This is a genomic window from Massilia sp. CCM 8734 (assembly GCF_011682155.1).
GTDB classification, from domain to species: domain Bacteria; phylum Pseudomonadota; class Gammaproteobacteria; order Burkholderiales; family Burkholderiaceae_D; genus Telluria_A; species Telluria_A rubra.
On the sequence record NZ_WHJI01000014.1, the window covers coordinates 57,831 to 81,893 of the forward strand.

Below are 24,063 nucleotides of genomic sequence, written 5' to 3' on the forward strand. Positions count from 1 at the left end.
GAGCTCCCCTACAGTTTCCAGACGTAGGCGACGTGAGCCCAGCTTTCCACCGGCTTGCCTTTGGCGCTGGCGGCGCTGAACTTGCACAGCTTGAGCGCCTGGTGCGCCGCGTCGTCGAGCGCGGGGTGGCCGCTCGATGTGTCGACCTTGCTGTCGGCCAGCTTGCCGTCGGCGCCAACCAGGAAGGCCAGTTTCACCGTGCCTGCGTGCCTGGCGGCGCGCGCATCGGCCGGGTACACCGGCTTGGCGCAGGATGCCAGGTCGGCCCTGGCTTCGGTGTTGCCGGCCGGGGCGGCATGCGCGCCGCCGGCCATGCAGGCTGCCACTGCCATTACGGCCAGCGAATTGATCAATGAGGTCATGCGAGTCTCCTTCTGCGGCGTCGTGCGCCATGGTTGAGGCGGGTGCCTGATTTATAGATTAATCTGTCTAGACAAAGTTGTCTATAGCTTTCTGCGCTCATTCGCAAAAGGATTCTTTTCGTAGACAACAGTGTCTACATTCAGTATTCTGGCGACTCCCGTTTCAGATCAATCTTCGGAGAACCCATGCTCAAAACGATCGCCGCCGCCGGCGCACTGACCTTGTTGCCGCTGGCCGCGCAAGGGGCCGACTTGCCCGATTATCCTTTCATCCATGTCAGCGGCGTGGGTTCTGCGATCGTCATGCCGGACCTGGGGCAGATCGATTTCGAGATCAGCGCCTTCGACGCCGATCCGGCCGCGGCGGCGGGCGTGGTCGAGGCGCGCGCCACCGACATCCGCGCGGCCATGGCGCAGGCGGGCGTGCCGCTGGAGGATGTGGAGATTCGCGATGTGCGCAAGGACTTCCGCAAGCAGGACCCGGCGGCTGCGTGCGCGCCGGTGCAGTACGATATCCGCGCCGGGGTGCGCATCAATGTGCGCAACCTGACCCTATGGCGCGCCGCCGCCACGCCGTTGCTGACCATGCCGAACCTGGATGGTTTCATGATCGTGTTCGATACCACCGGGCGTGAAAAAATCGAGACGGAGCTGGCGGGCGATGCGATCAGGATCACGCGCCGCAAGGCGGAGGGGATTGCGGCCGGACTCGGACGCAAGCTGGGAGCGGCGAGCGCCGTCAGTACGGGGGACTTGAAGAACCTGACGCGGGCCATGGGATTGGCGCCGAGCGAGCCCGGTTCACGTTCGTCGTCGCAGAAGATCGGCACGGAGCGCGCCGACCTGCTGACGGTGATGTCGCTCAAATTCGCGCAATCGGTCGATGTGATCTACCGCTTGAAATGAGCCGGGTTCCCGCGGGGGTTGCTTGTCCCCCGCGGGAGAGGGCGAGCGTCAGGCGGCTTTGCGAACAGGGTACATTTCGCGGTCGTCGTCAATATGGGTAGGATTGGCCAGTTCGTTTTTCATGCGCTCGTGATCGAGTTCTTTTTCCCAGTGCGAGACCACCACGGTGGCCACGCCGTTGCCTACAAAGTTGGTCAGCGCGCGGCATTCGCTCATGAAGCGGTCGATGCCGAGAATGAGGGCCATGCCGGCCACCGGGATGGTCGGCACCACGGCCAGGGTCGCGGCCAGGGTGATGAAGCCGGCGCCGGTGATGCCGGACGCGCCCTTGGAGGTCAGCATCGCCACGCCCAGGATGGTGAGCTGCTGGCTCAAGGTCAGGTCGGTATTGGTGGCCTGCGCCACGAACAGGGCCGCCATGGTCATGTAGATGTTGGTGCCGTCGAGGTTGAACGAGTAACCGGTCGGCACCACCAGGCCGACGACCGATTTGGAGCAGCCGAGTTTTTCGAGCTTGCGCATCAGGGCCGGCAGGGCGCTTTCCGAGGAACTGGTGCCGAGCACGATCAGCAGTTCTTCCTTGATGTAGGCGATGAAGCGGAAGATCGAAAAGCCGGTCATGCGGGCGATGGCGCCGAGCACGATGAACACGAACAGGGCGCAGGTCAGGTAGAAAGAACCCATCAGCTTGGCCAGCGGCAGCAGCGAGGCCAGGCCGAATTTACCGATGGTGAAGGCCATTGCGCCGAACGCGCCGATGGGAGCGACTTTCATCACAATCCCGACCACGCCGAAAATCACATGCGACATATCGTCGACCAGCTTGGCGATCGGACGACCGCGTTCGCCCAGCATCGACAGCGCGAAGCCGAACAAGATCGCAAACAGCAGCACTTGCAGGATGTCGCCCTTGGCGAAGGCATCGACGACGGTGGTCGGGATGATGTTCATCACGAAGTCGAGCGTGCTCTGGTTATGCGCCTTGGCGGTGTATTCGGCGACGGCCTTGGTGTCGAGCGTGGCCGGGTTGGCGTTGAAGCCATCGCCCGGACGCACCACGTTGGCGACGACCAGGCCGATCGCCAGCGCGAAGGTGGAGACAACCTCGAAATACAGCAGCGCCTTGCCGCCGACGCGGCCGATTTTCTTCATGTCCTGCATGCCGGCGATACCGGCGACGACGGTGCAGAAAATCACGGGGGCGATGATCATTTTGATCAGCTTGATGAAGCCGTCGCCCAGCGGTTTCATGTCGACCCCGAGTTTCGGGTAGAACACGCCGAGCAGCACGCCGCACACGATGGCGATCAGAACCTGCACATACAGGATCTTGTAGAAGGGTTTTTTCATGACGGTGTCTCCGTTCGATATTTGAATATCTGTATCTTTATCGAAATCCTGCACGTCATCTATTGTGGATACCCGCAGAATGCGAAGTTTCCTGATGTAAATATTTAATGGTTGATATGCGGCAATGTCAGTGTCTCTTATCGGGGACACGCCGAGCGTATGAAGTTGGCAATGACCTGTTCGCGCGCGTGGCCGCTGTGGGCAAACACGCCGATATCGCTGCCGTTGGCGATCGTCGCGCCAAGCCTGCGCGCCAGCTGGGAGGCGCGCGCAGCTTGCAGCTTGTAGCATCAGCCGAAAGAAATGCTGGGCAACAGGGTCGACAGCGCGAGGCGCAATAGTGATCGCACGGGCTTCCTTTGTTGGTACGGGAAGGGCCGTGGTGGCTGAGTCGGGCCACTGCGTCTGCATGGGCGTGGGGCGTGGGATAATGTTGGATTGACATTGAAGGAAATGCATGCAGCGAGCACTCTTTATCTGCAGCCAGAACCGGCTGCGCAGCCCGACGGCCGAGCAGGTCTTCGCCAGCTGGCCCGGGGTCGAAACCGATTCGGCGGGCCTGGGCGGCGACGCCTCGGTGCCGCTGTCGCCCGAGCAGATTGCCTGGGCCACCATCGTGTTCGTGATGGAAAAGGCGCACCGGCGGCGCCTGGGCGAGCGTTTTCGCGCCCATTTGAACGGCAAAAAAGTGATTTGCCTCGATATTCCCGACAACTATGCCTATATGCAGCCGGAGCTGATCGGCATCCTGGAAGCGAAAGCCGGAAAGTTCCTGCGTCCGTGAAGCAGCCAGTGTTACGTGGCGCCTTGTGCGCGCTGTTATAGTCATGCTTTCGACCCCGCGTCGGCCACCTGGGACACCCGCCATGAAACTACTCCGTCATCTGCTGCTCGTTGCCGCCATCGCACCAGCCATCGTGCACGCGGCGCCCAAGGCGAAACCGGCGCCCAAGTCGGTGACCTCGTTCTTCCCTCAACTCGAACTGGGCCGCTTCCTTGCCGATAACTTCGACCTGGCCTCGGTACGCAGTTCGCTGGCCGCGCGCCGTACGCCCGAGCTGCGCACCTTCGCCGATTTCGGCATGCTGCCGACCAACAGCGGCGACGACGTGGTCACCTTCGACGGCGAGCGCTGGCTGTACCAGCTGCGCGTGGTGCGCCGCGCCGACATCAACAACGACGGCATCGAAGACCTGGAAGTGTGCTTCACCGACCGCGCCAAGGGCGCCGCCTACGACTCGTCGCAAGGCCTGCTGGTGAGCCGCTATTCCGACGAAACCTACGCGGTCGCGCTGCGCTATGAATCGGAAGCCTGCGGCCCGGCCAAACGCGACAAAACGACCACCACGCTGACCGTTGCGCCAGCCAAGGCGCAATAGCGATGGCATAAGGCTGAGCTGGCAGGAGGGGCAGGCCCGGCTCCGGCTGGGAATTAACGCCGATTGTTTTTCGTTAATGGGACTGTTTCGTGCGCAAAGCACTCAATATTGTCGTTGTTCTTTGGGCTTGGGGATGCTGGGCTTGGGTAGCCTATAGCCATCAGTGGTTTTGGCTGGCTGTTTCCTCAGGCCCGTACTTGCTGTTTAATGCTTTTGGTCACCACCTGGATAAAAGCAAGGAGTAATCGGCAGGGCGGTGACGGCGGCGCGCTCTGGCGCCACTCCGTCCACCACGATGGCCCCGCTATGCCGGGAGCGACTGCACCAAAGGTAAGCTTGTCAAGAATCCTATTGATGGCGTCTGACGGTCTCGACAGACTTCCATTCCCCATATTTTCTTATCCGTTTCTTACCGATAGCGATGATCGTCTTCCGAGCGCGCCTGTCAATTGCCACAGGCCCGGAGGTGCTTCGATCTCTTCCGTGTTCTCAGTCGCAACGGCATCAACGGGGGACCTCGAAAAACCGTAGCGAGCGGTGCAAGTTTTGTCGCGCACGCGCATGTCCGAGAAGCGCAGCCGTACGAAGGTACGGTGAGCATCGCAGGGCGAAAATTGCTCCGCGCAGTAGGTTTTTCGAGGTCCCCTACTGTCAATGCGGCGGGCCGGACCCTGGTCCTTACTGCGCGGCCCACCCGCCATCCATGTTCCAGGCCACGCCGCGTACCTGGTTGCCGGCCGCGCTGCACAGGAACACGGCCAGCGCGCCCAGTTCTTCGGGCGTGACGAATTCGCCCGAGGGCTGCTTTTCGCCCAGCAGGGCCTTCTTGGCCTCCTCGTTGCCGATGCCGTCCTTGGCGGCGCGGGCGTCCACCTGTTTTTGCACCAGCGGCGTGAGCACCCAGCCAGGGCAGATGGCGTTGCAGGTCACCCCCGTGCCGGCGGTCTCCAGCGCGGTTACCTTGGTAAAGCCCACCAGCCCGTGCTTGGCCGCCACGTAGGCCGATTTCTGGGCCGAGCCGACCAGGCCATGCACCGACGCCAGGTTGACGATGCGGCCCCAGTTCTTGTGCTTCATGCTTGGGAGCGCCAGGCGCGTGGTGTGGAAGGCCGAGGTGAGGTTGATCGCGATGATCGCATCCCACTTCTCGGCCGGGAAATCCTCGATATTGGCCACGTGCTGGATGCCGGCGTTATTGACCAGCACATCGACGCCGCCGAATTTGTCTGTCGCGAACCGCATCATGGCTTCGATCTCGCTTGGCTTCGACATGTCGGCATTGTGATACGCCGTCTGCACGCCGCATTCGCGCGCCAGGTCGGTGTGCAGTTTGTCGATCTGCTGGGCGTCGCCGAAGCCGTTGAACACGATGTTGGCGCCTTCCTGGGCCAGCGCGCGCGCCATTCCCAGGCCAATGCCCGAGGTCGAACCGGTGACCAGCGCGGTTTTACCGCTCAACATACCTGATTTCATTGTGTCCTCTACAGAAAGAGTTTGGGGGGGATGATGTAGAATTCTAAACGCAGGGGACCTCGAAAAACCTACTGCGCGGCGCAATTTTCGCCCTGCGATGCTCACCGTACCTTCGTACGGTTGCGCTTCTCGCACGAAACTTGCGCCGCTCGCTACGGTTTTTCGAGGTCCCCCGCAGTAGCGAAACAAGCATATCAGGGAAAATGGAAGCATCTGATTGACAGTGGCGGCCTTGATAACGCCCAACCAGGAGCCGGCATGATCGAAGCAAGAATCAAGTTCGTCCAGTGCATGTCGCCCGCCGGCTTGCACCAGATGGCCTACAAGGAGTGGGGCGACCCGGCCAATCCGCGCGTGCTGGTGTGCGTGCATGGCGTCACGCGCGTGGGCGACGATTTCGACAGCCTGGCGCGCGCGCTGGCCGGTCACTATCGCGTGGTGGCGCCGGACGTGGTCGGGCGCGGCCGCTCCGGGCGCCTGGCCAACCCGCAGCTGTACCGCGTGCCGCAGTACGTGAGCGACATGGTGACCTTGATCGCGCGCGTCACCGACGGCAATGGCATTGATGGCGTCGACTGGTTCGGCACCTCGATGGGTGGCCTGATCGGCCTGGCCCTGGCGTCGCTGCCCGGCACCCCGGTGCGCAAACTGGTCTTGAACGATATCGGCCCGACGCTCGACCCGGCGGCGCTGCTGCGCATCGGCGACTATATCGGCCAGGAGCTGCGCTTTCCGACCTTTGACGCGGCCGCGCGCTTTGTGCGCGAGGTGTCGCAGTCGTTCGGCGAGCACACCGAAGAGGAGTGGCGCAAGCTGGCCGGCGACGTGCTGCGCCAGGAACCGGACGGACAGTGGGTGCGTCATTACGACATGGGCCTGGCGCTGCCGTTTCGCTCTGCCACGCCGGAGAGCACGCGGGCCGATGAAGCCATGCTGTGGGCCGCCTATGATGCAATCGGCTGCCCGACCCTGCTGGTGCGCGGCGAACACTCCGACCTGCTCTCGCGCGCCACCGCCGCCAGCATGGCCGCGCGCGGGCCGCGCGCCACGCTGGTGGAGATTGCCAACGTGGGCCATGCCCCGACCTTTATTCACGACGACCAGATCGCCATCGCACGACAATTTTTGATTGGTACTTGAAAGACATTATGGAAATTACACGACTGCACGTAGGAAAACGCCTGTCCGAAGTGGCGATTCACAATGGCACGGTCTACCTGGCCGGCCAGATCGCCGAAGACACCGGCGCCGACATCGTGGGCCAGACCCGCGAAGTGCTGGGCCACGTCGACCGCCTGCTGGCCGAAGCGGGCAGCGACAAGAGCTGCATCTTGATGTGCCAGATCTTCATCGCCGACATGGCCGGTTTCGCCGGCATGAACGCGGTATGGGACGAATGGGTCGCATCCGGCCACACGCCGCCGCGCGCCACCGTCGAATCGAAGCTGGCCGACCCCGCATGTCTGGTTGAGATCGTCGTTACCGCAGCCCTGCGCTAAGCCGCATGGTCTCGATTGCAGCACTCGGCAGCACAACGGCCGAACTGGTACAGGGGCTCACTCCGGACGACTGCGCGCGCGTCGAAAGCGCGCTGGCGTATGCGGGCGACGCCTACAAGGACATGGCCTGCGCGTCGGGCCAGAACGCCTTCGATTTCGCGGTCGGCGTGGCCAGCACCCTGGCATATTTGCGAAGCGACGCCGAAACCCGCATCGCCGGCTTGATGTTCGAGCTGACGGTGCTCGATCCGAAAGCGGTGGAGGGCCTGGAAGGGCGCGTAGGGCGCGAGGCGACCGACCTCGTGACCGGCGTGCGCCAGCTGATCCGCCTGCGCGACATGACGGTCGGCCACCAGACTGTCGGCCGTGGCAAGAACGCGGCCCAGCAAGCCGTGGCCCAGGTCGAAACCCTGCGCAAGATGCTGCTGGCGATGGCCACCGACATGCGCGTGGTGCTGGTGCGCCTGGCCTCGTGCGTGACGACCCTGCGCTATTTTGCCGACATCAAGCGCTTCGACGACCTGACCTGCGCTTACGGGCGCGAAACGCTCGACCTGTACGCGCCGCTGGCCAACCGGCTCGGCATCTGGCAGCTCAAGTGGGAGCTGGAAGACCTGTCGTTCCGCTTCATCGAGCCCGATACCTACAAGCGCATCGCCAAGATGCTCGAAGAAAAACGCATGATGCGCGAAGGCTTCGTGCAGTCGGCCATCGTGCGTTTGCAGAACGAACTGGCGGCGGCCGGCATCACGGCCGAAGTGTTCGGGCGGCCCAAGCATATCTACAGCATCTGGAGCAAGATGCGCGGCAAGGAGCTCGATTTCAACGAGCTCTATGACGTGCGCGCCTTCCGCGTGATCGTGGCCGACGACAAGACCTGCTACACGGTGCTGGGCGTGGTCCACAATATCTGGACCCCGATCCCGAAGGAGTTCGACGACTATATCTCGCGCCCCAAGTCGAACGGCTACCAGTCGCTGCACACGGTCGTCACGGCCGATGATGGCCGTCCGCTCGAAGTGCAGATCCGCACCCAGGAGATGCACAACTTCGCCGAGTACGGCATCGCCGCGCACTGGCGCTACAAGGAAGAGGGCGGATCGAACTTCAAGGGCCAGGCCTACGACGAGAAGATCGCCTGGCTGCGCCAGCTGCTGGCCTGGAAGACCGACGTGGCCGACGCCGTCGTCGGGCAGGAGGAAATCCAGCGCGAGTGGGTCGAAAAGCTCAAGTCGACCACCCTGGACGACCGCATTTTCGTCCTCACGCCGCAGGCGCGCGTGCTGGAACTGCCGGTGGGCGGCACGCCGATCGACTTTGCCTATCACCTGCACAGCGAAGTCGGGCACCGCTGCCGTGGCGCGCGCGTGGACGGCATCATGGTGCCGCTCAATACCGCGCTGAAAAACGGCCAGACCTGCGAGATCATCACCGCCAGTCGCGCCTCCGGCAGCGCCGGTCCGTCGCGCGACTGGCTCAATGCCGATTACACGGTCAGCACGCGCACGCGCGCCAAGGTGCGCGCCTGGTTCCACGCCATCGACCTGGAAGAGACGCTGGCGCACGGCCGCGCCATGGTCGAAAAGTCGCTCCAGCGCGAAGGCAAGACCGCCGTCAACCTGGAGCACCTGGCGCACAAGCTGGGCTTCGCCAAGGTCGACGACCTGTTCATCTCGGTCGGCAAGGAAGAATTCAGCCTGCGCCACGTGGAGCAGGCGCTGCACGACACCGGCGAAGTGGTGGTGCCGGAAGACGCGGTGGTGCTCGGTAAAAGCCGGGCCTCGAGCGTGGAGCAGGGCGCCAAGTCGGGCGTGCTGGTGGTCGGCACCGAGGGCCTGATGACGGCGCTGGCCAAGTGCTGCAAACCGGCGCCGCCGGACGGCATCGTCGGTTTTGTCACGCGCGGCAAGGGCGTCTCGATCCACCGCGCCACCTGCAAGAACTTCGCCGAAATGCGCGCCAAGGCGCCCGAGCGGGTGATTCAGACCGACTGGGGCCGCGCCGGGCATGACACGGTCTACCCGGTCGACCTGTTCATCCTGGCGGGTGACCGCCAGGGCCTGCTGCGCGATATCTCCGAAGTGTTCTCGCGCGAGAAAATCAACGTCATCGGCGTCAATACCCAAAGCGCCAAGGGACAGGCGCGCATGACGTTTACCGCCGAAATCGGCTCGACCGCGCAGCTGCGAAAAGCCCTGGGGGCGATCATGGAGGTGGGCGGCGTACAAGAAGCGCGGCGGCAGTAAGTGGTGATCCTGCCCAAGTCGTTCCTGTACTCCAAGCCGCGCGATTGGGGCCGCCACGCCTGGCGCTTCTTTTTCAGCTGGTGGTACATGGTGTACCTGGGGGCGGTCGCGCTGGTGATGGCGTTTTCGCCCTCGACCTACAACCGCACCAACCGCCTGGCCACGTCGCGCTACATCTACACCAGCACCTGGCAGGTGCTGCCGTGGTTTACCTTGCTGGCGGCGCTGGTGAGCCTGGTGCTGATCAGGGTGGTGGTGGTGACGTCGCAAAGCTACGGCCTGTCGCGCTACGCGCTCGAGATGGTGGTGCGGGTGCTGGTGCTCGAACTCATTCCCCTGACCGCCGCCATGTTCGTGGCGCTGCGCGCGGGACTGGCGTTTAACGCCGGCGACGCGCTGGCGCTGGCCGCCGCATCGACGCCCGACCGTTCGCGCCAGGCCCAGAACCGGCTGCGCCAGGACCTGGTGCCGCAGGTGATCGCCAATGCGTTCGCGGTCCTCTCCCTGGCCATGGTCAGCAGCGTGATCGTGCTGGTGCTGGCCTACACCAGCGTGTATGGCCTCTCGCCCTGGGGCCTGGGCGACTACACGCGCACGGTGGGGCGCATTTTCAATCCGGCGGTGACGATTGGCTTCGTGCTCAAAACCGTGTTCTTCGGGCTGTCGGTGGCGGTCATTCCGAGCGCCGCGATCCTCGAAGCCCACCGTTACGGGCGCACCTCGTCGTCCACCGTGCAGCCGGGCGCGGTGCGCCTGCTGTTCGTGCTGCTGCTGATCGAAGCCGGCTCGCTGGCCGTCAAATACATATAGGTGGAACAAACAAGTGGAATCGAAGATGAGCCAACAGGGTGAGAATGCGGCCAATCCGGCCAACCCGGACGACGCCCCGGCCGAGGCGGTCGCCAACGTGGAAGTCAAGGCGGTCGTGCTGCTGGTGCTGATGAGCGCCCTGATCATCACCTTTTTGCTGTACGTGATGTATGCGCGCGGGGTGTTCGAAAGCACCCAGCGCCTGGTACTGCTGTCGGAGGATTCGGACGGCGTCATCCCCGGCATGGACGTGACGTTTTCGGGCTTTCCGGTAGGCCGGGTGCAGCGCGTGGAGCTCGCGCCCGACGGCAAGGTGCGCATCCTGGTCGACGTGCCGCGCAAGGATGCCAAATGGCTCAAGACCTCGAGCGTGTTTACCGTCGAGCGCGGCCTGGTGGGGGACACGCGCATCAAGGCCTTCAGCGGCATCCTGAGCGATCCGGTGCTGCCGCCCGATTCGGTGCGCACCGTGCTGCGCGGCGACACCGCCGCCGAGATCCCGCGCCTGGTCGCCAGCGCGCGCGCCTTGCTGGAAAACCTGGAGAACATGACGCGCAGCGATTCGGCCATCAATACCAGCCTGGCCAACATCCAGGCGGCGACCGGGCGCCTGTCGGGCAAGTATGGTTTGCTCGGCACGGCATTGGGCAGCGAGGGCGAGGCCAAGAAACTGCTGCAAACGCTGGAACATGTCGACCAGCTGCTGCTCAAGGCCGACCAGCGCGTGTTCGGCAAGCAGGGCGTGATGGACGAGGCGCAGCTGGCCATCGTGCAGTTGCAGGTGGTGCTCAAGGATGCCAGCAACAGCCTGAAAAAGGTCGATGCGGTGCTGGTCGAAGCGCAGGCCGTGGGCGCCAACGCCAAGGTGGCGACCAAGGACCTGGGCGCGCTGCGCGCCGAGGTGGACGCCAGCCTGCGCAAGGTGACGCGCCTGATCGATGAAATCAACCGCAAGTGGCCCTTTGCACGCGAGACGGAGCTGAAACTGCCATGAAGACCATCTACCTCACCGCCTTGACCGCCGCCGTCCTTGCTGGCTGCTCCGGCAACCCGCCGCCGCCAGCGTGGAAGGGCAATGCCGGCAGCGCGCTGGCCAGTTTCAGCGACGCCTACCTGCGCGGCGAGAGCGGCATCGCCGCCACCGAATTCGCGCGTGCGCGCGCCGAGATGGCCAGCACCGGCCGCCCCGACCTGGTGGCGCATGCGGAGCTGGTGCGCTGCGCCACGCGCGTGGCAAGCATGGAATACGATACTTGCCCCGCCTTCGAGGCCCTGGCGCAGGACGCCACCCCGGCCGAACGCGCGTATGCCGCCTACCTCGCCGGACGCTGGGACGGCCTCGATGCGTCTCTTTTGCCCGAGCAGCACCGCGCGGTGGTGGCCAGTGCGCGTGCCAGCGACGGCAAGAGCGTGCTGGCGCCCATCGCCGACCCGCTCGCGCGCCTGGTCGCCGCCGGCGCCCTGATGCGCCAGGCGCGCATTACGCCGGCCGACATCGCGCTCGCCACCGATACCGCGTCCGAACAAGGCTGGCGCAGGCCGCTCTTGATGTGGCTGGGCGTGTCGCTCAAGCGCGCGCAGGCCGCCGGCGACACGCTGGAAGCTGCGCGCCTGCAGCGCCGCATCGACCTGGCCGGCGCCACGCCGCTGCCGGCCCCCTGATTTTCTTCACTAACAAAGGCTGTATGAATCAATCCCTGCGCAGCATGGCCAAATGGAGCATGCTGGCCGTGCTGTTATCGAATATCGCTTGCAACGCCAAGGAGATGCCGGACTCGCGGCGCGACTATCTGCTGGCGCACGATCATGGCTGGATCGACTTGGTTGTCAAGGCGCCGGCCACCGCGCCAGGATTCAAGCCGGGCGAAGCCTGCTCGGTGGGCCTGAGGATCAACGGCGACATGCTGCTGTTCGAGAACGCCAACCTGGCCGACGCCGGCAGCGCCGGCATTCCGGTCGGCTTTCGCTTCGTGGCGCCGGCCGGCAAGCTCGATGCGGCGCTGCACCTGCACGGCTGCGTCAAGGATGAACTGGTGCTCAAGCTGCCGCTGCAACTGACCAAGGACCATCTGATCGAGCTGGCCTTTGACGGCGTTGCGCTCACGGCCGGCGAGGCGACTCCGTTCGAACCGACCTCGCTCGAATGGGTACGCACCGAAATGCTCAGGATGCAGGCCAACGCCCACGCCGGCGACGCCGCCACCGGCAAGCTGACCACGCTGGCCACCGCCAGCGTGGCCCTGAACGCTTTCGGCCTGCTGGCACTGCTGGGCTATGCCTGGAGCCGGCGCCGCCGCTGATCAGTCCGCGGCCGTCGCGCCGGCGCCGCTCAGTTGGGCGCAGGACTTGAAGTCGCCCGGGCCGGTCGCATCGAACTGCAGCGGCACGCCAGCCATTTCGATCTGCCGGGTGCGCGGCGCCACCAGCTTGTAATCCCCCTTTTTCAGGCGCTCGGTAAACTGAGGGCAGCGCGCCATGCTGTGCATTCTGGCGGTGACGGTCCATTTGCCTGGGGCGGATTCGGCAAACACCGCCGGCGAGGTATAGGAACCGACACCGACGAACAGCAGTTCATCCTTGCCGTCGGTGTCGAAATCGATCAGGAACACATCGCACAGCGCTTTCGCCTCGAACAGGCAGTCGGGGACGTCGCCGGTGCGCTTCCAGCCCGACAGCGGAAAACTGGCCGGCAAGCGCGCCGCCGCCGGCCATACGTTCAATTGCTCGACCGGCTTGACGGTGTGCACCTCGACGAAGCGCTCGCCGTTGTCCGGTGTTTCCAAGGTGATTTTGGCGCGTTCGGCAATGAGCGCCGCGTTCGGGCCGGTTTTGCCTTCTTTAAGGCGGAGCAGGGCGGCGGCGCCGTAGCGCTTCGATGCCGATTTGAGGAAGTAGTAGTCGAACTTCTCGGCGCTGACGGCGCCGCGCTCGAGGCGCGCGACCTGGCTGTTGACGGCGATCCGGTCCGGGTCGGCGAGCGGGGAGATCAGCGCGGTCAGCACGGCAATGACGGCATACGCCGCACCCAGGTTGACCGGCGCCACGCGGCGCAGCCACGCGCCTTTGTCGATGGCGGCCCCTAGGTAACCGAACGCGTAAAAGCTCGCCACCAGCAGCGCGGCGGCGGCGAAGATGCGGTCCGAGGTCCAGCCATGGTCGCCCACGCGCAGGGCCAGCGCATAGGTGGCGACGGCGGTCAGCGGCAGCAGCAGCACGCAGGCGATGCGCGCGGAGAGGCGCACCAGGCGCGCCACGGCGTCGCCGACCCCGCCGTTTTGCCAGGCGGCGTTGATCAGCACCACCAGCAGCGCGTCGGCGGCCAGCAGGGCCACGCTGGCGTGGCGCGTGGCCCACAGCGCATCGAGCCCGGTGAAAGGCAGGCATAGCACAAAACCGCCGATCAGCAAGGTGGCCACCGGCAGCAGCCATGACATCAGCACCAGCAGCAGGTTGCGGATGCCATGCACGATGGCGGGCCGCACATCGGTCAGGTGCAGGGCGCAGGCAAAAGCGCAGCACAGCAGCGGGGAGACGAACAGCGGGGACTGCATCAGTTCCGACAAGAAGCTGATCTTGACCAGTTCGAACAGGGTCGCGCCCAGCCACATGGCCAGTTGCAGCGCGCCGGTGAAGAAGGCGGAAAACACCAGCTGGATGAAGAGCTTCCAGGCGATGTCGAAATGGGTGGCGTAGCTGGCCAGGCGGCGCCGGTCATGGGCCGCCGCCAGCACCAGCGAGTGGCCGATGAACAGGATCACCACGCAGAAAAAGAAGACCAGCGGCAGCATGCCCGGCCATCCGGACACCCGTTCCGTGGCGTGGAGGACAGGCGTTTCGCGCCACCCGGTGTGCCAGCCGATGCCGGCCAGCACGCTCGCCGCCAGTGCGCACCAGAGGCCGAGCAGCTTGGGGCGCAGGTGGCCGAGGCTGGAAATGGCCAGCACCGGCACCAGCGCGCCGATCAGCAGCGCCAAGGGGCGAATGAGCGGGGAGAACAGCTCGCTGTGCTGGAACAGCACGTACAGGAACAAGCCCTGCAGCACGCCGATGGCGGCGCGCGCCAGGCCGACAGATTGCGAGGTTTCCGGGGTGGCAACGGCAGGGGAGGTCGGCATGATGGGTTGAGGATGATCGCGGGTCGGGAAAAGGCAGCGCCGCCCGCTGGGAGCGGCGCTGCCGGCTGCGCTTACTTGTGCTTGAGCGTCCAGGCGCCTGGTGCGGCGGCGCCGGCCAGCTGGCCGCTCATGTCGAACAGGGCGGCCTGGCCGGACTGGGTTTCGCTCGTTCCGCCGGCCACGCTCATGTTCAGTTTTACCACGCCGGCCTTGTCGACGCTGCCCGTCACGGCCGTCGTGCGCGCAGCTGCCTTGCACGAGCCGGTGATCACGCCGGTGAAGCCGATGTTCAGGTCGCAGGCGCCGTACCAGGCGCCGAAGTTACCGCTCCACGGGCCGGCAAAGCGGATCGGATCGAGGTATTCGCGGTTGGTCGAAGCCTGTCCGTAGCTGACCAGCTCGGTCGTGCTGGAGAAGCTGACGTCGCCGGAACCTTTGGACGTGGTCGAGGTGTTGCATGCCACCATCAAGCCGGTGATGATGTCGCGCCAGCAGGTTTTTTCAACCCAGTAGTTAACGTAGACGTTGGCGGTGCGCAGGTCCAGATTGGTTTCGCTGGAAATGATCTTGAGCGTGGAGAAGGTGCCCGCCGGAACAGTCTTGCTTTCGATACCGACCACCTTGCCCTTGCTGGTGAGCGCGCGCGAGGTTTCTTCCTTGGAGCATGGGATGCTCATGGTGCTGGCGAAGTCGAAGCTGTCACCGACCGCTGCGCTGTACGGCGCCTGCATGGCGGCCGGTGCGTAGGTGGCGGTGCAGGCGGCGTACGAATTGGTGGACCGCATGCCGCCCTTGCCATCGAAAACCTCGATGGTTTGCGCGCCTTTTTCCTGGCTGACCGAATCGGCGTTTTCCCAGCCGCCGTCGGCGTTGACCTTGGTGATGCGCTGGGTGACGGACACTTTCCAGCCCATCGTCACATCCGTGTAAGTGGCAAAATCGCCGACGCTGCGGGCCGGCAGGGTGTACGGGCCGCCGCTTGCCGGTGGCGTGACCGGGGTTGGCATCGGGGTCGGCGGCGTCGGCACCAGGACCGGCGGGGTCGGAACCGGTGGCGTTGGAACCGGTGGCACGGCGACCGGTGGGATGACGGTCAGCGGCGGGTCGACGGGCACCCCCGGGACGGGAATTGGCGTCAAGGGCGGCGTCGGCGTGACGGGAGCCGGGGTCGGCTCGCTTGGCGCCGGCGGCGTGACGGGCGTCACCGCCGGCGGTGCGACGGGGACCGTGGGAAGTGCCGGCGTTGGCGCCGGTGGCGCATCGCTGCCGCCGCCGCACGCAGTAAGGGCCGTCGCCGAAATCAATCCAAGTAGTCGCATCCGCATCGCAGTCATCCTTTTTTTGTCATTATATATACCTCTTCAGTCAACTATAAAAACTAATGTTGAATAAAGAGCATCGAGGGGTGCGATTATACATGTTGCATATCGTCAAAAATTGCCGTGAATACTGTTTGGCTGTTTTTGCAACAATATTGGCCGAAAGTAGCGGTTTTTCTTCGCGCGTGTCGAACCTGCGCCCGCCCGTTCGTCGTCGGGATGCAGCACGCTTGTTTCGATCATTTTTCAATACGGAGACATCATGAACAAACAGATCATCTTTAACCTGCCGGTCAGGGACCTGGGCAAATCGAGGGCATTCTTTGCGGCACTCGGCTTTGGCTTTAATGAAGAGATGAGCGGCGAGAGCGCGGCGTTCATGAACATCGTGGACGGCAGCATCCATGCCATGCTGATGACCGACGACTTCTTCGCGTCCTTTACCAACAAGCCCGTGGTACGGGCGCTGGAGGCCAACGAGGTGATCATTTGCCTGAGCTGCGAGAGCGCGCAGGAAGTCGACAGCCTGATCGCCAGGGCCGCCGCGGCCGGCGCGCGCATCCCGCACGCGCCCGAGGATCATGGCAACATGTACGACCAGGGCTTCGAGGATCTCGATGGCCACCTGTGGAACCTGGTCTGGACGGCGGGCGATGCTTGATTGTCAATACTGGCTAAGCTTAGCCTTGACTATTCGCCCTGCCAGAAGTCCTTGAAAGTCGCATTCCTGAACTTGATATCGGAGAAACGGGCGCGGAACTCCTCGCCCATGGGCGATTGCGCCGAGAAGCCGACTTTGACGGTGGCCGCGCCCGGCAGGCTGAAGGCGCGCACCATGCTCCAGCTGGCACCATCGGGCGAGGTGTAGAACACGAACATGTCCTTGCGCCGCACGACCTTGAGGTAGACCTCGCTGCCTTCCCGGGTGCCGTGGTGAGCGTCATCGCCCGCGCCCCTGGCCACCGTGGTGGAAATGCCTGGCTTGCCTGTCTTGGCCAGTTCGAACAGCAGCTTTCCCCAGGTCGCCTTGTCGCCGTACACAATCAGCGCTGCGCCGTCGAAGGGTTTGCCGAAGCTGGCCGCGGCTTTGGCGGAAAAGATAAAGTCGCCAGCGGGCTGGAACAGGACGCGCGGGGTGTTATCGGCCGTCTCGGTGCCGTCGGTATTGGCGTACAGATCGGTGCCTTTTTTGGCCACCAGCACCAGCGTTCCGGCTTGCACCTGCGCCGCACCCGGATCGACGCGCATGTCGAGCGCAAATGGCAGCGTGGCGATCGCCGGCCTGACCTCGCTCGGGATGGGGGCGCTTGCCTGTGCTTGCAGGGCGAACAGGGCCGCTGCCAATGCGACTGTACCAACTACCGATGCCGGACCGCTTTTCATATCGGGATTCCCGTTGTGGCGAGGTGGGGCGCGCGCTGGAGTGGCGTGCCAGAAAGAGGTTGGAATCGCTTCCAATCTGTTTTTTGAAGGTACCATGCTCGCTTCCGCATTGTCAATATTCGCCTTCGGCCCCCGTCGGGGATACACTGCTGCCGTGTTTCTTTCATTCCATCATCGACAGACCAGCATGTATATCAGCGAACTAGGGCGCCGGACCAAGGCCTCGCCCAAGGCAATCCGGCTTTATGAATCCCTGGGATTATTGGGCAAGGTGGGCCGCAAGGGGACTTACCGGGTCTATTCCGACCAGAACCTGCAGCAGGTCCAGCTGATCCGCCAGGTGCAGGCGCTCGGTTTCAAGCTGGCCGAGATGGGGCCGCTGCTGGTCGCGGTGCAGGGTACGCCCGACTGGGCGCAGCTCCTGCTGGTCGTGGAGCAGCGCCGCGCGCAGGTAGCCGCCGAGGTGGCGCGTTTGCAAGAGCTCGAACGCGCGCTGGGCGAGGTCGGCGCCGAGATCGGCGCCTGCCTGGCCGCACCGCTGCCGTCGACCCTGGCCGATTGCGTGGACTAGCGGCCAAGCTGCCAGGCCCTTGACTCTGCCCCATGGGACAAGCTGCATACTTCCTGAAATTCATTTTTCAGGAGCATGACATGGGCGGCAAGACAGGGGCAAAACGCGTTCTGGTGATCGCTGCGCACGCGTCGGACGGCACGTTCGGCAGTGCGCTGGCGCAGGCATACGCGCAAGCGGCAGGGCAGGCCGGGCACGAGGTCCGGGTGCTGGCCCTGGACCAGATCGCCTTCGATCCGATCCTGCATCATGGCTACAAGGTGGTGCAGGAACTGGAGCCCGATCTGAAAAAGGCGCAGGAGTCGATAACCTGGGCCAATCACCTGGTGTTTGCCTTTCCGGTCTGGTGGGGCGGCATTCCCGCGCTGCTCAAGGGTTTTCTGGACCGGGTCATGCTGCCCGGCTTTGCCTTCAAATACCAGAAGGGCAAAGCCTTTCCGGCCAAGCTGCTTGGCGGGCGCAGCGCGCATCTGTTGGTAACGATGGATACGCCGCCGTGGTACTACCGGCTGGTGTACCGCGCGCCGGCGATTCGTCAAATGAAAACGACCACGCTGGAGTTTTGCGGCATTACGCCGGTAACGACCCTCCACTGCGGCCCGATTCTCGATTCCACGCTTGACAAGCGAAGCGCCTGGCTGGACCGGGCACGCGCCATGGCCGGCACCATTTAAGCGCGCCGTTTTCCCTGCTTGCCGCTGGCAAAATACAGCGCCAGTCCGGCCAGCGCGGCCGGCAGCCATACCCACAGCAGCTCGGAGACGATCACCACGATGCCGCGCCCGCTGAGGAAGGTCTTGATGGTCAGCGGGCTGACCCGGATCACGCGCACCGGGAAGAACAGGCGCGCGTCCGACACCGGCCAGGCCAGCGCCACGCCCAGCCCGCCGGTGGTGAACATGTCGAGCAGGCCGTGCGAGACGGCGCTGGCGGCGATGAACAAAAAGGCGGCAAGGCGCGACGCGCGCAACTGTCGCGCAAAGGCCGCCGCCAGCAATCCCAGCACAATGGCGAACGCCAGCGAATGCGATGCGCCCCGGTGGCCGAGTTCGTTCGCGTAGGGAACGCCCAGGTGCAAACCGGCGACGTCGAAATCCGGCACGATCGATGCCAGCACGCCGGCCGCCAGCAAGCGGCCCGGAATAATGCGCGATCCGAGCGCCAGGCCGATAGCGAGAGGAACCGCGGGGTGCGAAAAAATGGTCGGCATGGGAATAATCGTGGTGGGCTGTCGATATTGACGGGCGAGATGATAACGCGGCGCCGTGTTATCGGGAGTGGTTATCAGATAAATCTTTGTGGCAATTTGTTATCGCTTTTGCGATATACTTCGATGGCGTTGCCATGGCGGGGAAGCCACCGGATAAAGCAGCGGTCCTGGCTCGTGAGCACAGGCTGGCGCGACGGCGTTACCGTTCGCGTACCGCATTATCCGGCCTTTCTCAGGTTCGATTCCTGATGACGCAGCCGGTAGTTTTTTCCGGACTCACCATCCGGTTCGTGCGGGGTAAACTCTCGCAACACTTAAGCAGCATCCCTCAGGCGGCCAATTTCCGGTTGCTGCGCCGCGCGGCGTCAATCCATCGGCGCCGCATTGCGCAACGACAGCGTGCCCCGGCTTTGCATGGCAGTCACTTGGTGCCGGCCCTGCGTTTCAAACCGACGTATCAACGGTTATCCCGATCATCCTGCGCCTTGGGCTGGTCTGCATGACCCTGCGTACCCGGCCCGATTCGGCAGCGCCATCCCGATACCGTCATCCGCCCGGTTGCGTGGAAGGCTGCCGCGAGGGTTTTATCGAGATACTCCATGTTCCAGCGAAAATTGATAGAAGAACGTCAGGTCGGCCTGCTCTCCACACCAAAAGGATTCGACAAGATCCTCGGCGCGGGCAGCTACTTCCTGGCGTCCTCGAAAACCCTGCAGGTGCTCAGCTTGTCGGATTTTCCCGCGAACGTGCCCAACCTGGAATGGCTGGTCAACATGCATGGCGCCACCTTGGCGGCCCACCTCGATATCGTGCGCACCGGCGTCGATGAAGTGGCGCTGGTGATCAGCGGACAAACCCAGCATGTGGTGCCGCCCAATTCGCTGCAAGCGTTCTGGAAAAACGGCCTGCCGATCGAGGTCTTGCGCGCCAGGGCCGGCAGCGACCTGACGGTGCCGGCCGACTGGCTGGCGCGCCTGCCGATCGGGGTGTCCATGGCGTGCATTAAACAGGTCGCGATTCCGGCGGCATCGTTCGGCATGCTGTTCGTCGACGACATGTTCGCCGATTTCCTGGCGCCGGGGCGCCATGCGTACTTTGACGTGCTGCCTAAAACCAAGCTGGTGACGTCGCTGCAAGCGCAGGTGCTCGAAGCGAAAGACGTGGTCAGGTCGATTTTGGGCAGCGGCCATGCGGCTATCGGCGAGCACCTGTTTTCGGTTGAAACCGGCGGCAAGCAACTGGCGCTCTGGTGGGATAAAAACCAGCTGGTGCATGTGTCGGGGCCGGCCAGGCAGGCGTTGGCCAGCAGGCAGTTGCGCGCCGAATTGATCGAACTCGATGGCGCGCCCTTGCCGGTGCCGGCCCATATCGTTGCGGCCATGCGCGGCAATGCGGCGGTCGCGGCCTTGCTGCAGCCGTACCTGACGACTTGCGAGGTGCCATCGGAGCATGTCGGCATGTTCCATGTGGACGGCGTGTTCGACGCGACCCTGAAACCCGGTTTTTATGCCTACTGGCATGGCGGCAAGCGCCTGGCCATGACGGCCATCGATACGCGTCTGATCGTGATCGAAGTCACCGGGCAGGAAATGCTCACGCAAGACAAGGTGCAATTGCGCGTGAATGTCACGGCGGGCTACCAGATTACCGATGCGCAGCTGGTCACGTCCAAGCTGAACGACTATAAGGATTTCATCTACAAGGAAATCCAGTTCGCCCTGCGCGCCGCGATCGGCAGCCGCACGCTGGACGGTTTGCTCGAGAATAAGAACGACACCGACGAGCAGATTCTCGGCTACATGCAGAAAAAGGCCGCCGTGCTGGGCATCGCGATGATCTCGCTCGGCATCAAGGACTTGATATTGCCGGGTGAAATCAAGGCGATCCTGGGCAAAGTCGTGGAAGCGGAAAAAGCGGCACAGGCCAATGTGATCCGGCGCCGCGAAGAAACCGCGGCCACCCGTTCGCTGATGAACACGGCCAAAGTCATGGAAGACAATCCGGTGGCGTTGCGCCTGAAAGAACTCGAAACCCTCGAAAAGATTACCGAGAAAATCGAGCATCTGAATGTGTACGGCGGGCTGGAAGGCTTGCTCAAGCAGTTGGCGCCGTTGAAGGGGCCCGGTTAGAGCGCTTGCCGGGATCGCCTGCGCTACCTGGTGATTTTCGTCATGTCCAGTTCAATCCAGGTGGGCGCGTGGTCGCTCGGCTTGTCGCGTCCGCGCACGTCGCGGTCGACATTGGCGGCCGTGAGCGCGCCGGCCAGCATGGGGCTGAGCAGCAGATGGTCGATGCGCAGGCCGGCGTCGCGCCCATACGCATCGCGGAAATAATCCCAGAACGTGAAAATGCGCTCGTCCGGGTGCATGCTGCGCAGCGCGTCGGTCCAGCCCTGCGCCACCAGGCGCTGGAAGGCTTCCCGCGTTTCGGGACGGAACAGGGCGTCGGTAACCCAGCGCTCGGGTTTGTAGACGTCCAGCTCGGTCGGGATGGCATTGAAGTCGCCGGCCAGCACCACCGGCGCGCCGCTGGCCAGCAGCCCTTCGGCGTGGGTGATCAGGCGTTCGAACCAGGCCAGCTTGTAATCGAACTTGGGGCCGGGGCAGGGGTTGCCGTTGGGAAGATACAGGCAGGCCACCAGCACGCCGTCGATGGCCGCTTCGAGGTAGCGGCTTTGCTCGTCGGCGTCGTCGCCCGGCAAGCCGCGCCGCACTTCCACCGGTGTCGTGCCGCGCGCCAGGATCGCCACCCCGTTCCAGCTTTTCTGGCCGATCCACAGCGCCTGGTAGCCGGCCTCGTTGAGGGCCGCTTCGGGGAACCTTTCTTGCGGCGCCTTGAGTTCCTGCAGGCAGGCGACGTCCGGTTGGGTTTCTTTCAGCCATTCCAGCAGGGCGGGTAAGCGGCTGCCGATGCCGTTGATGTTGTAGGTGGCGATGCGCATGGGAGGTCCGCGTCAAGTCAATGTCATGCTATTTTGAACGCAGATGCGCATCGGGCGCCGCACGTTAGTGGCGTAGAGCTCGAGCGGCAAACAAGATCGCGGTTGAGGATTGCTTTTAGGAATGAATAGTTTGGGATAGAATTGCCTGTTCCGGCGTACTGACGCGCGCGCAATCCCGAGGCATGTTGTTCACTTTCCCATGACTTTACGCTGGCACAGTACGCCCCTGGCGCGTACGGTTCTCATCGGCCTGATCGTCGCCGGCACCTGCCTGCGGCTGGACTGGCTCGCCACGCAGTCGTTCCACGCGCGCGAGCGCGCCCGCGTGGCCGAACAGGTCGCTGCGCTGCGCTCGATGCTGGAACAGCGGCTGCACCTGCACCTGGCGCCGCTGGCGGCGGGCGCGGCCGTGGTGCAGCTGAAACCGGACCTGACGCAAGCCCAGTTCCAGCGCCTCGGCCAGAGCCTGCTCAAGGACGCGCCCGCCGTGCGCACGCTGGCCTTGTCGCCGAATGCGGTGGTGCGCCATGTGTTTCCGCCCGATCAGGCTGCTCATCTGCATACGATGCCGACCTTGGCCGAGGTCGAGCAAAGCGCGCGCGACGGCACGGTGCGCCTGGCCGGGCCGATGCAACTGGGCGATGGCGGCCTGGGCATGGTGGCGCGGCGCCCGGTCTACCTCGACCCGGACAGCCGGCTGCAGTTCTGGGGCTTTGTCAGCGCCGTCATCGATTACGACCGCTTCATGACGCTGGCCAAGCCGCTGCTGGCCGCGCCCGACATCGCTTTCGCACTGCGCCACGTCAGCCCGGGCGGTGCGCCGCGCACCGTTTTCCACGGCTCGCCGGCGACCTTCGACGCGCTGTCGGAAACGGCGCTGATCGCCACGCCCGACGGCTTTTGGCAGGTCGGCGCGCGTCCGCAAGGCGGCTGGGAGCAGCCGCGCCCGTATTCCCTGGCGCTGCGCCTGCTGATGCTGGCCGTGCTGCTGGTGACCGGCGCCGCCACCTGGGTGTTGCGCGCCCGTGGCCTGCGCAACAAGATGCTGCTGCGCGAGCTGGAAGCGGGCGAGGCGGCCCGGGTGCAGTGGGTGGCCGATACCTCGCACGAATTGCGCACCCCAATCACGATCCTGGCGACCCATCTGGACGCCATGCAGGACGGCATCATCGCCCCGACTCCCGACAAGCTGGCAGTCTTGTCCGACACGGTCAGGGAGATGGAGCGGCTGGTAAGCGACCTGCACGTGCTGGCGCGTGCCGATGCCGGCGCCCAGGCCTTGCTGTGCCAGCAGGTCGATGTGGCCGAGCTGTGCGGCGAGGTGGCGACCGCCTTTGCGCCGCGCCTTGCCAGCCATCCCTTGCACTATCGCCTGATCGATGAACTGGCGCCCGGCTTTCTGGTCCAGGGCGACCGCCAGCGCCTTGGCCAGGTGCTGACCAATCTGATCGGCAATTCGCTGCGCTACACCGCTGCCGGCGGCGCCTTGCAACTGACGCTGGCGCTGGCCGGCCCGCACATCGTCATCCGGGTCGAGGATTCCGCACCCGGCGTGCCCGATGCCGCGCTGGCGCGCCTGTTCGAGCGTTTTTACCGGGTCGACGAGTCGCGCAGCCGGGCCAGCGGCGGTTCCGGACTGGGCCTGGCGATCTGCGAGGCCATCGTCGCCGGCCACCGAGGGCGCGTGCAGGCCAGCCATTCGCCGCTGGGCGGCTTGCGTATCGATATTTTGCTGCCGGCCCATGCGCCGCACGCCTACTACGGAGATTGCCCATGACATCGCCCCTCGTTTTGCTGGTCGAGGATGAACCGCGCATTGCCGAGATTCAGCTTGCTTACTTGCAGCAGGCCGGCATGCGCACCCACCACTTGCTGCGCGGCGACGAAGTGGTCGAGTGGGTGCGCGCCAAGCTGCCCGACCTGGTTTTGCTCGACCTCATGCTGCCCGGCCTGGACGGGACTGCCGTGTGCAGCCAGCTGCGTACGTTTACGGACGTGCCGGTGATCATGGTCACCGCGCGGGTGGAAGAAATCGACCGCCTGCTCGGCTTCGACGTGGGCGCCGACGACTATCTGTGCAAACCGTTCAGCCCGCGTGAACTGGTGGCGCGCGCGCAGGTGTGCCTGCGCCGGCGCGGGAAAGCGGCGGCCGGGCCGCGTACGCCGACCAGCGCGCTGTCGATCGACGAGGAGCGCCAGTGCGCCACCTGGAACGGTGCGCGGCTGGAACTGACGGCGCAGCAATTTCGCCTGCTGAACGTGATGGCGCGTCAGCCCGGACGTATTTTTTCGCGCGCGCAATTGCTGGAGCTGGCCTTCGAGGCCGGCAGCGAACGTTTCGACCGCGCCATCGACAGCCAGATCAAGAACCTGCGCAAGAAACTCTCGCAGCAAGTGGTGGACCAGGAATTGATTCATTCCGTCTACGGCGTCGGCTACCGTTTCGAATGCCAGCCGGCATGATGAATCTTGCCCAGACGCCATACTGGACGCCATACT

At 64.3% G+C, this 24,063-nt stretch carries 24 protein-coding genes; 16 read left to right on the forward strand and 8 right to left on the reverse strand.

Going from position 1 to position 24,063, the window contains the following annotated elements; all coding sequences use genetic code 11:
• Positions 1 to 8: 8 nt before the first annotated feature.
• Positions 9 to 362, reverse strand: coding sequence for an energy transducer TonB (locus F2P46_RS14945; RefSeq protein ID WP_166890937.1), 354 nt, complete (start codon positions 360 to 362; stop codon positions 9 to 11).
• Positions 363 to 548: 186 nt separating this feature from the next.
• Here F2P46_RS14945 and F2P46_RS14950 point away from each other — a divergent pair, with 186 nt between their 5' ends.
• Positions 549 to 1,268 (forward strand): SIMPL domain-containing protein, encoded by a 720-nt coding sequence (locus F2P46_RS14950; RefSeq protein WP_166890940.1) that lies wholly within the window; start codon positions 549 to 551, stop codon positions 1,266 to 1,268.
• Positions 1,269 to 1,316: 48 nt separating this feature from the next.
• On the opposite strand, the gene F2P46_RS14955 is transcribed toward F2P46_RS14950, so the two are convergent.
• Positions 1,317 to 2,618 carry a dicarboxylate/amino acid:cation symporter gene (locus tag F2P46_RS14955; RefSeq protein ID WP_166890943.1) on the reverse strand — a complete coding sequence of 434 codons (1,302 nt, stop codon included), beginning with the start codon at positions 2,616 to 2,618 and terminating at the stop codon, positions 1,317 to 1,319.
• A gap of 457 nt (positions 2,619 to 3,075) precedes the next feature.
• On the opposite strand from F2P46_RS14955, the gene F2P46_RS14960 reads away from it, so the two are divergent.
• Both F2P46_RS14960 and F2P46_RS14965 read left to right on the forward strand, forming a co-directional pair.
• Positions 3,076 to 3,402, forward strand: a complete 327-nt coding sequence (locus tag F2P46_RS14960) for a low molecular weight protein tyrosine phosphatase family protein (RefSeq protein ID WP_166890946.1) — start codon at positions 3,076 to 3,078, stop codon at positions 3,400 to 3,402.
• An 82-nt stretch (positions 3,403 to 3,484) separates the two neighbouring features.
• Complete coding sequence (locus F2P46_RS14965) at positions 3,485 to 3,997, forward strand: hypothetical protein (protein ID WP_166890949.1); 513 nt, start codon at positions 3,485 to 3,487, stop codon at positions 3,995 to 3,997.
• Positions 3,998 to 4,675: 678 nt separating this feature from the next.
• On the opposite strand, the gene F2P46_RS14970 is transcribed toward F2P46_RS14965, so the two are convergent.
• On the reverse strand, positions 4,676 to 5,470 hold the full coding sequence (locus F2P46_RS14970) for a 3-hydroxybutyrate dehydrogenase (protein WP_166890952.1): 795 nt from the start codon (positions 5,468 to 5,470) through the stop codon (positions 4,676 to 4,678).
• A 258-nt stretch (positions 5,471 to 5,728) separates the two neighbouring features.
• On the opposite strand from F2P46_RS14970, the gene F2P46_RS14975 reads away from it, so the two are divergent.
• The 7 genes from F2P46_RS14975 (at position 5,729) to F2P46_RS15005 (ending at position 12,325) form a co-directional block, all read left to right on the forward strand.
• The gene (locus F2P46_RS14975) at positions 5,729 to 6,610 is read left to right on the forward strand and encodes an alpha/beta fold hydrolase (RefSeq protein WP_166890955.1); all 882 of its coding nucleotides are present in this window, start codon (positions 5,729 to 5,731) and stop codon (positions 6,608 to 6,610) included.
• Between the two features lie 8 nt (positions 6,611 to 6,618).
• Positions 6,619 to 6,969: a RidA family protein gene (locus tag F2P46_RS14980; protein ID WP_166890958.1), complete on the forward strand. Its 351-nt coding sequence runs from the start codon at positions 6,619 to 6,621 to the stop codon at positions 6,967 to 6,969.
• 5 nt (positions 6,970 to 6,974) lie between these two features.
• Positions 6,975 to 9,215 carry a bifunctional (p)ppGpp synthetase/guanosine-3',5'-bis(diphosphate) 3'-pyrophosphohydrolase gene (locus F2P46_RS14985; RefSeq protein ID WP_166890962.1) on the forward strand — a complete coding sequence of 747 codons (2,241 nt, stop codon included), beginning with the start codon at positions 6,975 to 6,977 and terminating at the stop codon, positions 9,213 to 9,215.
• Positions 9,216 to 10,025 (forward strand): MlaE family ABC transporter permease, encoded by an 810-nt coding sequence (locus tag F2P46_RS14990; protein WP_368737915.1) that lies wholly within the window; start codon positions 9,216 to 9,218, stop codon positions 10,023 to 10,025. It begins immediately after the preceding gene.
• A gap of 130 nt (positions 10,026 to 10,155) precedes the next feature.
• Positions 10,156 to 11,019: an MlaD family protein gene (locus F2P46_RS14995; protein WP_229505732.1), complete on the forward strand. Its 864-nt coding sequence runs from the start codon at positions 10,156 to 10,158 to the stop codon at positions 11,017 to 11,019.
• A complete protein-coding gene (locus F2P46_RS15000) occupies positions 11,016 to 11,687 on the forward strand; it encodes a hypothetical protein (RefSeq protein ID WP_166890968.1) in 672 nt (223 codons plus the stop codon). The genes F2P46_RS14995 and F2P46_RS15000 overlap by 4 nt, the downstream gene beginning before the upstream one ends.
• A 23-nt stretch (positions 11,688 to 11,710) precedes the next feature.
• Entirely contained in the window at positions 11,711 to 12,325 is a 615-nt protein-coding gene (locus tag F2P46_RS15005) for a hypothetical protein (RefSeq protein WP_166890971.1), read from the forward strand.
• On the opposite strand, the gene F2P46_RS15010 is transcribed toward F2P46_RS15005, so the two are convergent.
• Complete coding sequence (locus F2P46_RS15010) at positions 12,326 to 14,140, reverse strand: DUF4153 domain-containing protein (RefSeq protein WP_166890974.1); 1,815 nt, start codon at positions 14,138 to 14,140, stop codon at positions 12,326 to 12,328.
• Between the two features lie 71 nt (positions 14,141 to 14,211).
• Positions 14,212 to 15,465: a hypothetical protein gene (locus F2P46_RS15015; protein ID WP_166890978.1), complete on the reverse strand. Its 1,254-nt coding sequence runs from the start codon at positions 15,463 to 15,465 to the stop codon at positions 14,212 to 14,214.
• Positions 15,466 to 15,721: 256 nt separating this feature from the next.
• Here F2P46_RS15015 and F2P46_RS15020 point away from each other — a divergent pair, with 256 nt between their 5' ends.
• Positions 15,722 to 16,120 carry a VOC family protein gene (locus F2P46_RS15020; protein ID WP_208296630.1) on the forward strand — a complete coding sequence of 133 codons (399 nt, stop codon included), beginning with the start codon at positions 15,722 to 15,724 and terminating at the stop codon, positions 16,118 to 16,120.
• Between the two features lie 29 nt (positions 16,121 to 16,149).
• On the opposite strand, the gene F2P46_RS15025 is transcribed toward F2P46_RS15020, so the two are convergent.
• A complete protein-coding gene (locus tag F2P46_RS15025) occupies positions 16,150 to 16,842 on the reverse strand; it encodes a DUF1349 domain-containing protein (RefSeq protein WP_166890981.1) in 693 nt (230 codons plus the stop codon).
• Between the two features lie 187 nt (positions 16,843 to 17,029).
• Here F2P46_RS15025 and F2P46_RS15030 point away from each other — a divergent pair, with 187 nt between their 5' ends.
• Together F2P46_RS15030 and F2P46_RS15035 are read left to right on the forward strand one after the other, a co-directional pair.
• Positions 17,030 to 17,413, forward strand: a complete 384-nt coding sequence (locus F2P46_RS15030; RefSeq protein WP_166890984.1) for a MerR family transcriptional regulator — start codon at positions 17,030 to 17,032, stop codon at positions 17,411 to 17,413.
• An 80-nt stretch (positions 17,414 to 17,493) separates the two neighbouring features.
• Positions 17,494 to 18,087: an NAD(P)H-dependent oxidoreductase gene (locus F2P46_RS15035; RefSeq protein ID WP_166890987.1), complete on the forward strand. Its 594-nt coding sequence runs from the start codon at positions 17,494 to 17,496 to the stop codon at positions 18,085 to 18,087.
• On the opposite strand, the gene F2P46_RS15040 is transcribed toward F2P46_RS15035, so the two are convergent.
• Positions 18,084 to 18,623, reverse strand: coding sequence for a metal-dependent hydrolase (locus F2P46_RS15040; protein ID WP_166890990.1), 540 nt, complete (start codon positions 18,621 to 18,623; stop codon positions 18,084 to 18,086). The two genes, F2P46_RS15035 and F2P46_RS15040, sit on opposite strands and share 4 nt — an antisense overlap.
• A gap of 599 nt (positions 18,624 to 19,222) precedes the next feature.
• Between F2P46_RS15040 and F2P46_RS15045 the strand changes: the two genes are divergently transcribed.
• Entirely contained in the window at positions 19,223 to 20,752 is a 1,530-nt protein-coding gene (locus F2P46_RS15045) for a slipin family protein (RefSeq protein WP_166890993.1), read from the forward strand.
• Positions 20,753 to 20,775: 23 nt separating this feature from the next.
• On the opposite strand, the gene xth is transcribed toward F2P46_RS15045, so the two are convergent.
• Complete coding sequence (gene xth, locus F2P46_RS15050; RefSeq protein ID WP_166890996.1) at positions 20,776 to 21,564, reverse strand: exodeoxyribonuclease III; 789 nt, start codon at positions 21,562 to 21,564, stop codon at positions 20,776 to 20,778.
• 199 nt (positions 21,565 to 21,763) lie between these two features.
• Here xth and F2P46_RS15055 point away from each other — a divergent pair, with 199 nt between their 5' ends.
• Together F2P46_RS15055 and F2P46_RS15060 are read left to right on the forward strand one after the other, a co-directional pair.
• The gene (locus F2P46_RS15055) at positions 21,764 to 23,341 is read left to right on the forward strand and encodes an ATP-binding protein (RefSeq protein ID WP_166890999.1); all 1,578 of its coding nucleotides are present in this window, start codon (positions 21,764 to 21,766) and stop codon (positions 23,339 to 23,341) included.
• Positions 23,338 to 24,027, forward strand: coding sequence for a response regulator (locus F2P46_RS15060; protein WP_166891002.1), 690 nt, complete (start codon positions 23,338 to 23,340; stop codon positions 24,025 to 24,027). The genes F2P46_RS15055 and F2P46_RS15060 overlap by 4 nt, the downstream gene beginning before the upstream one ends.
• The last annotated feature ends 36 nt before the right edge of the window (positions 24,028 to 24,063 follow it).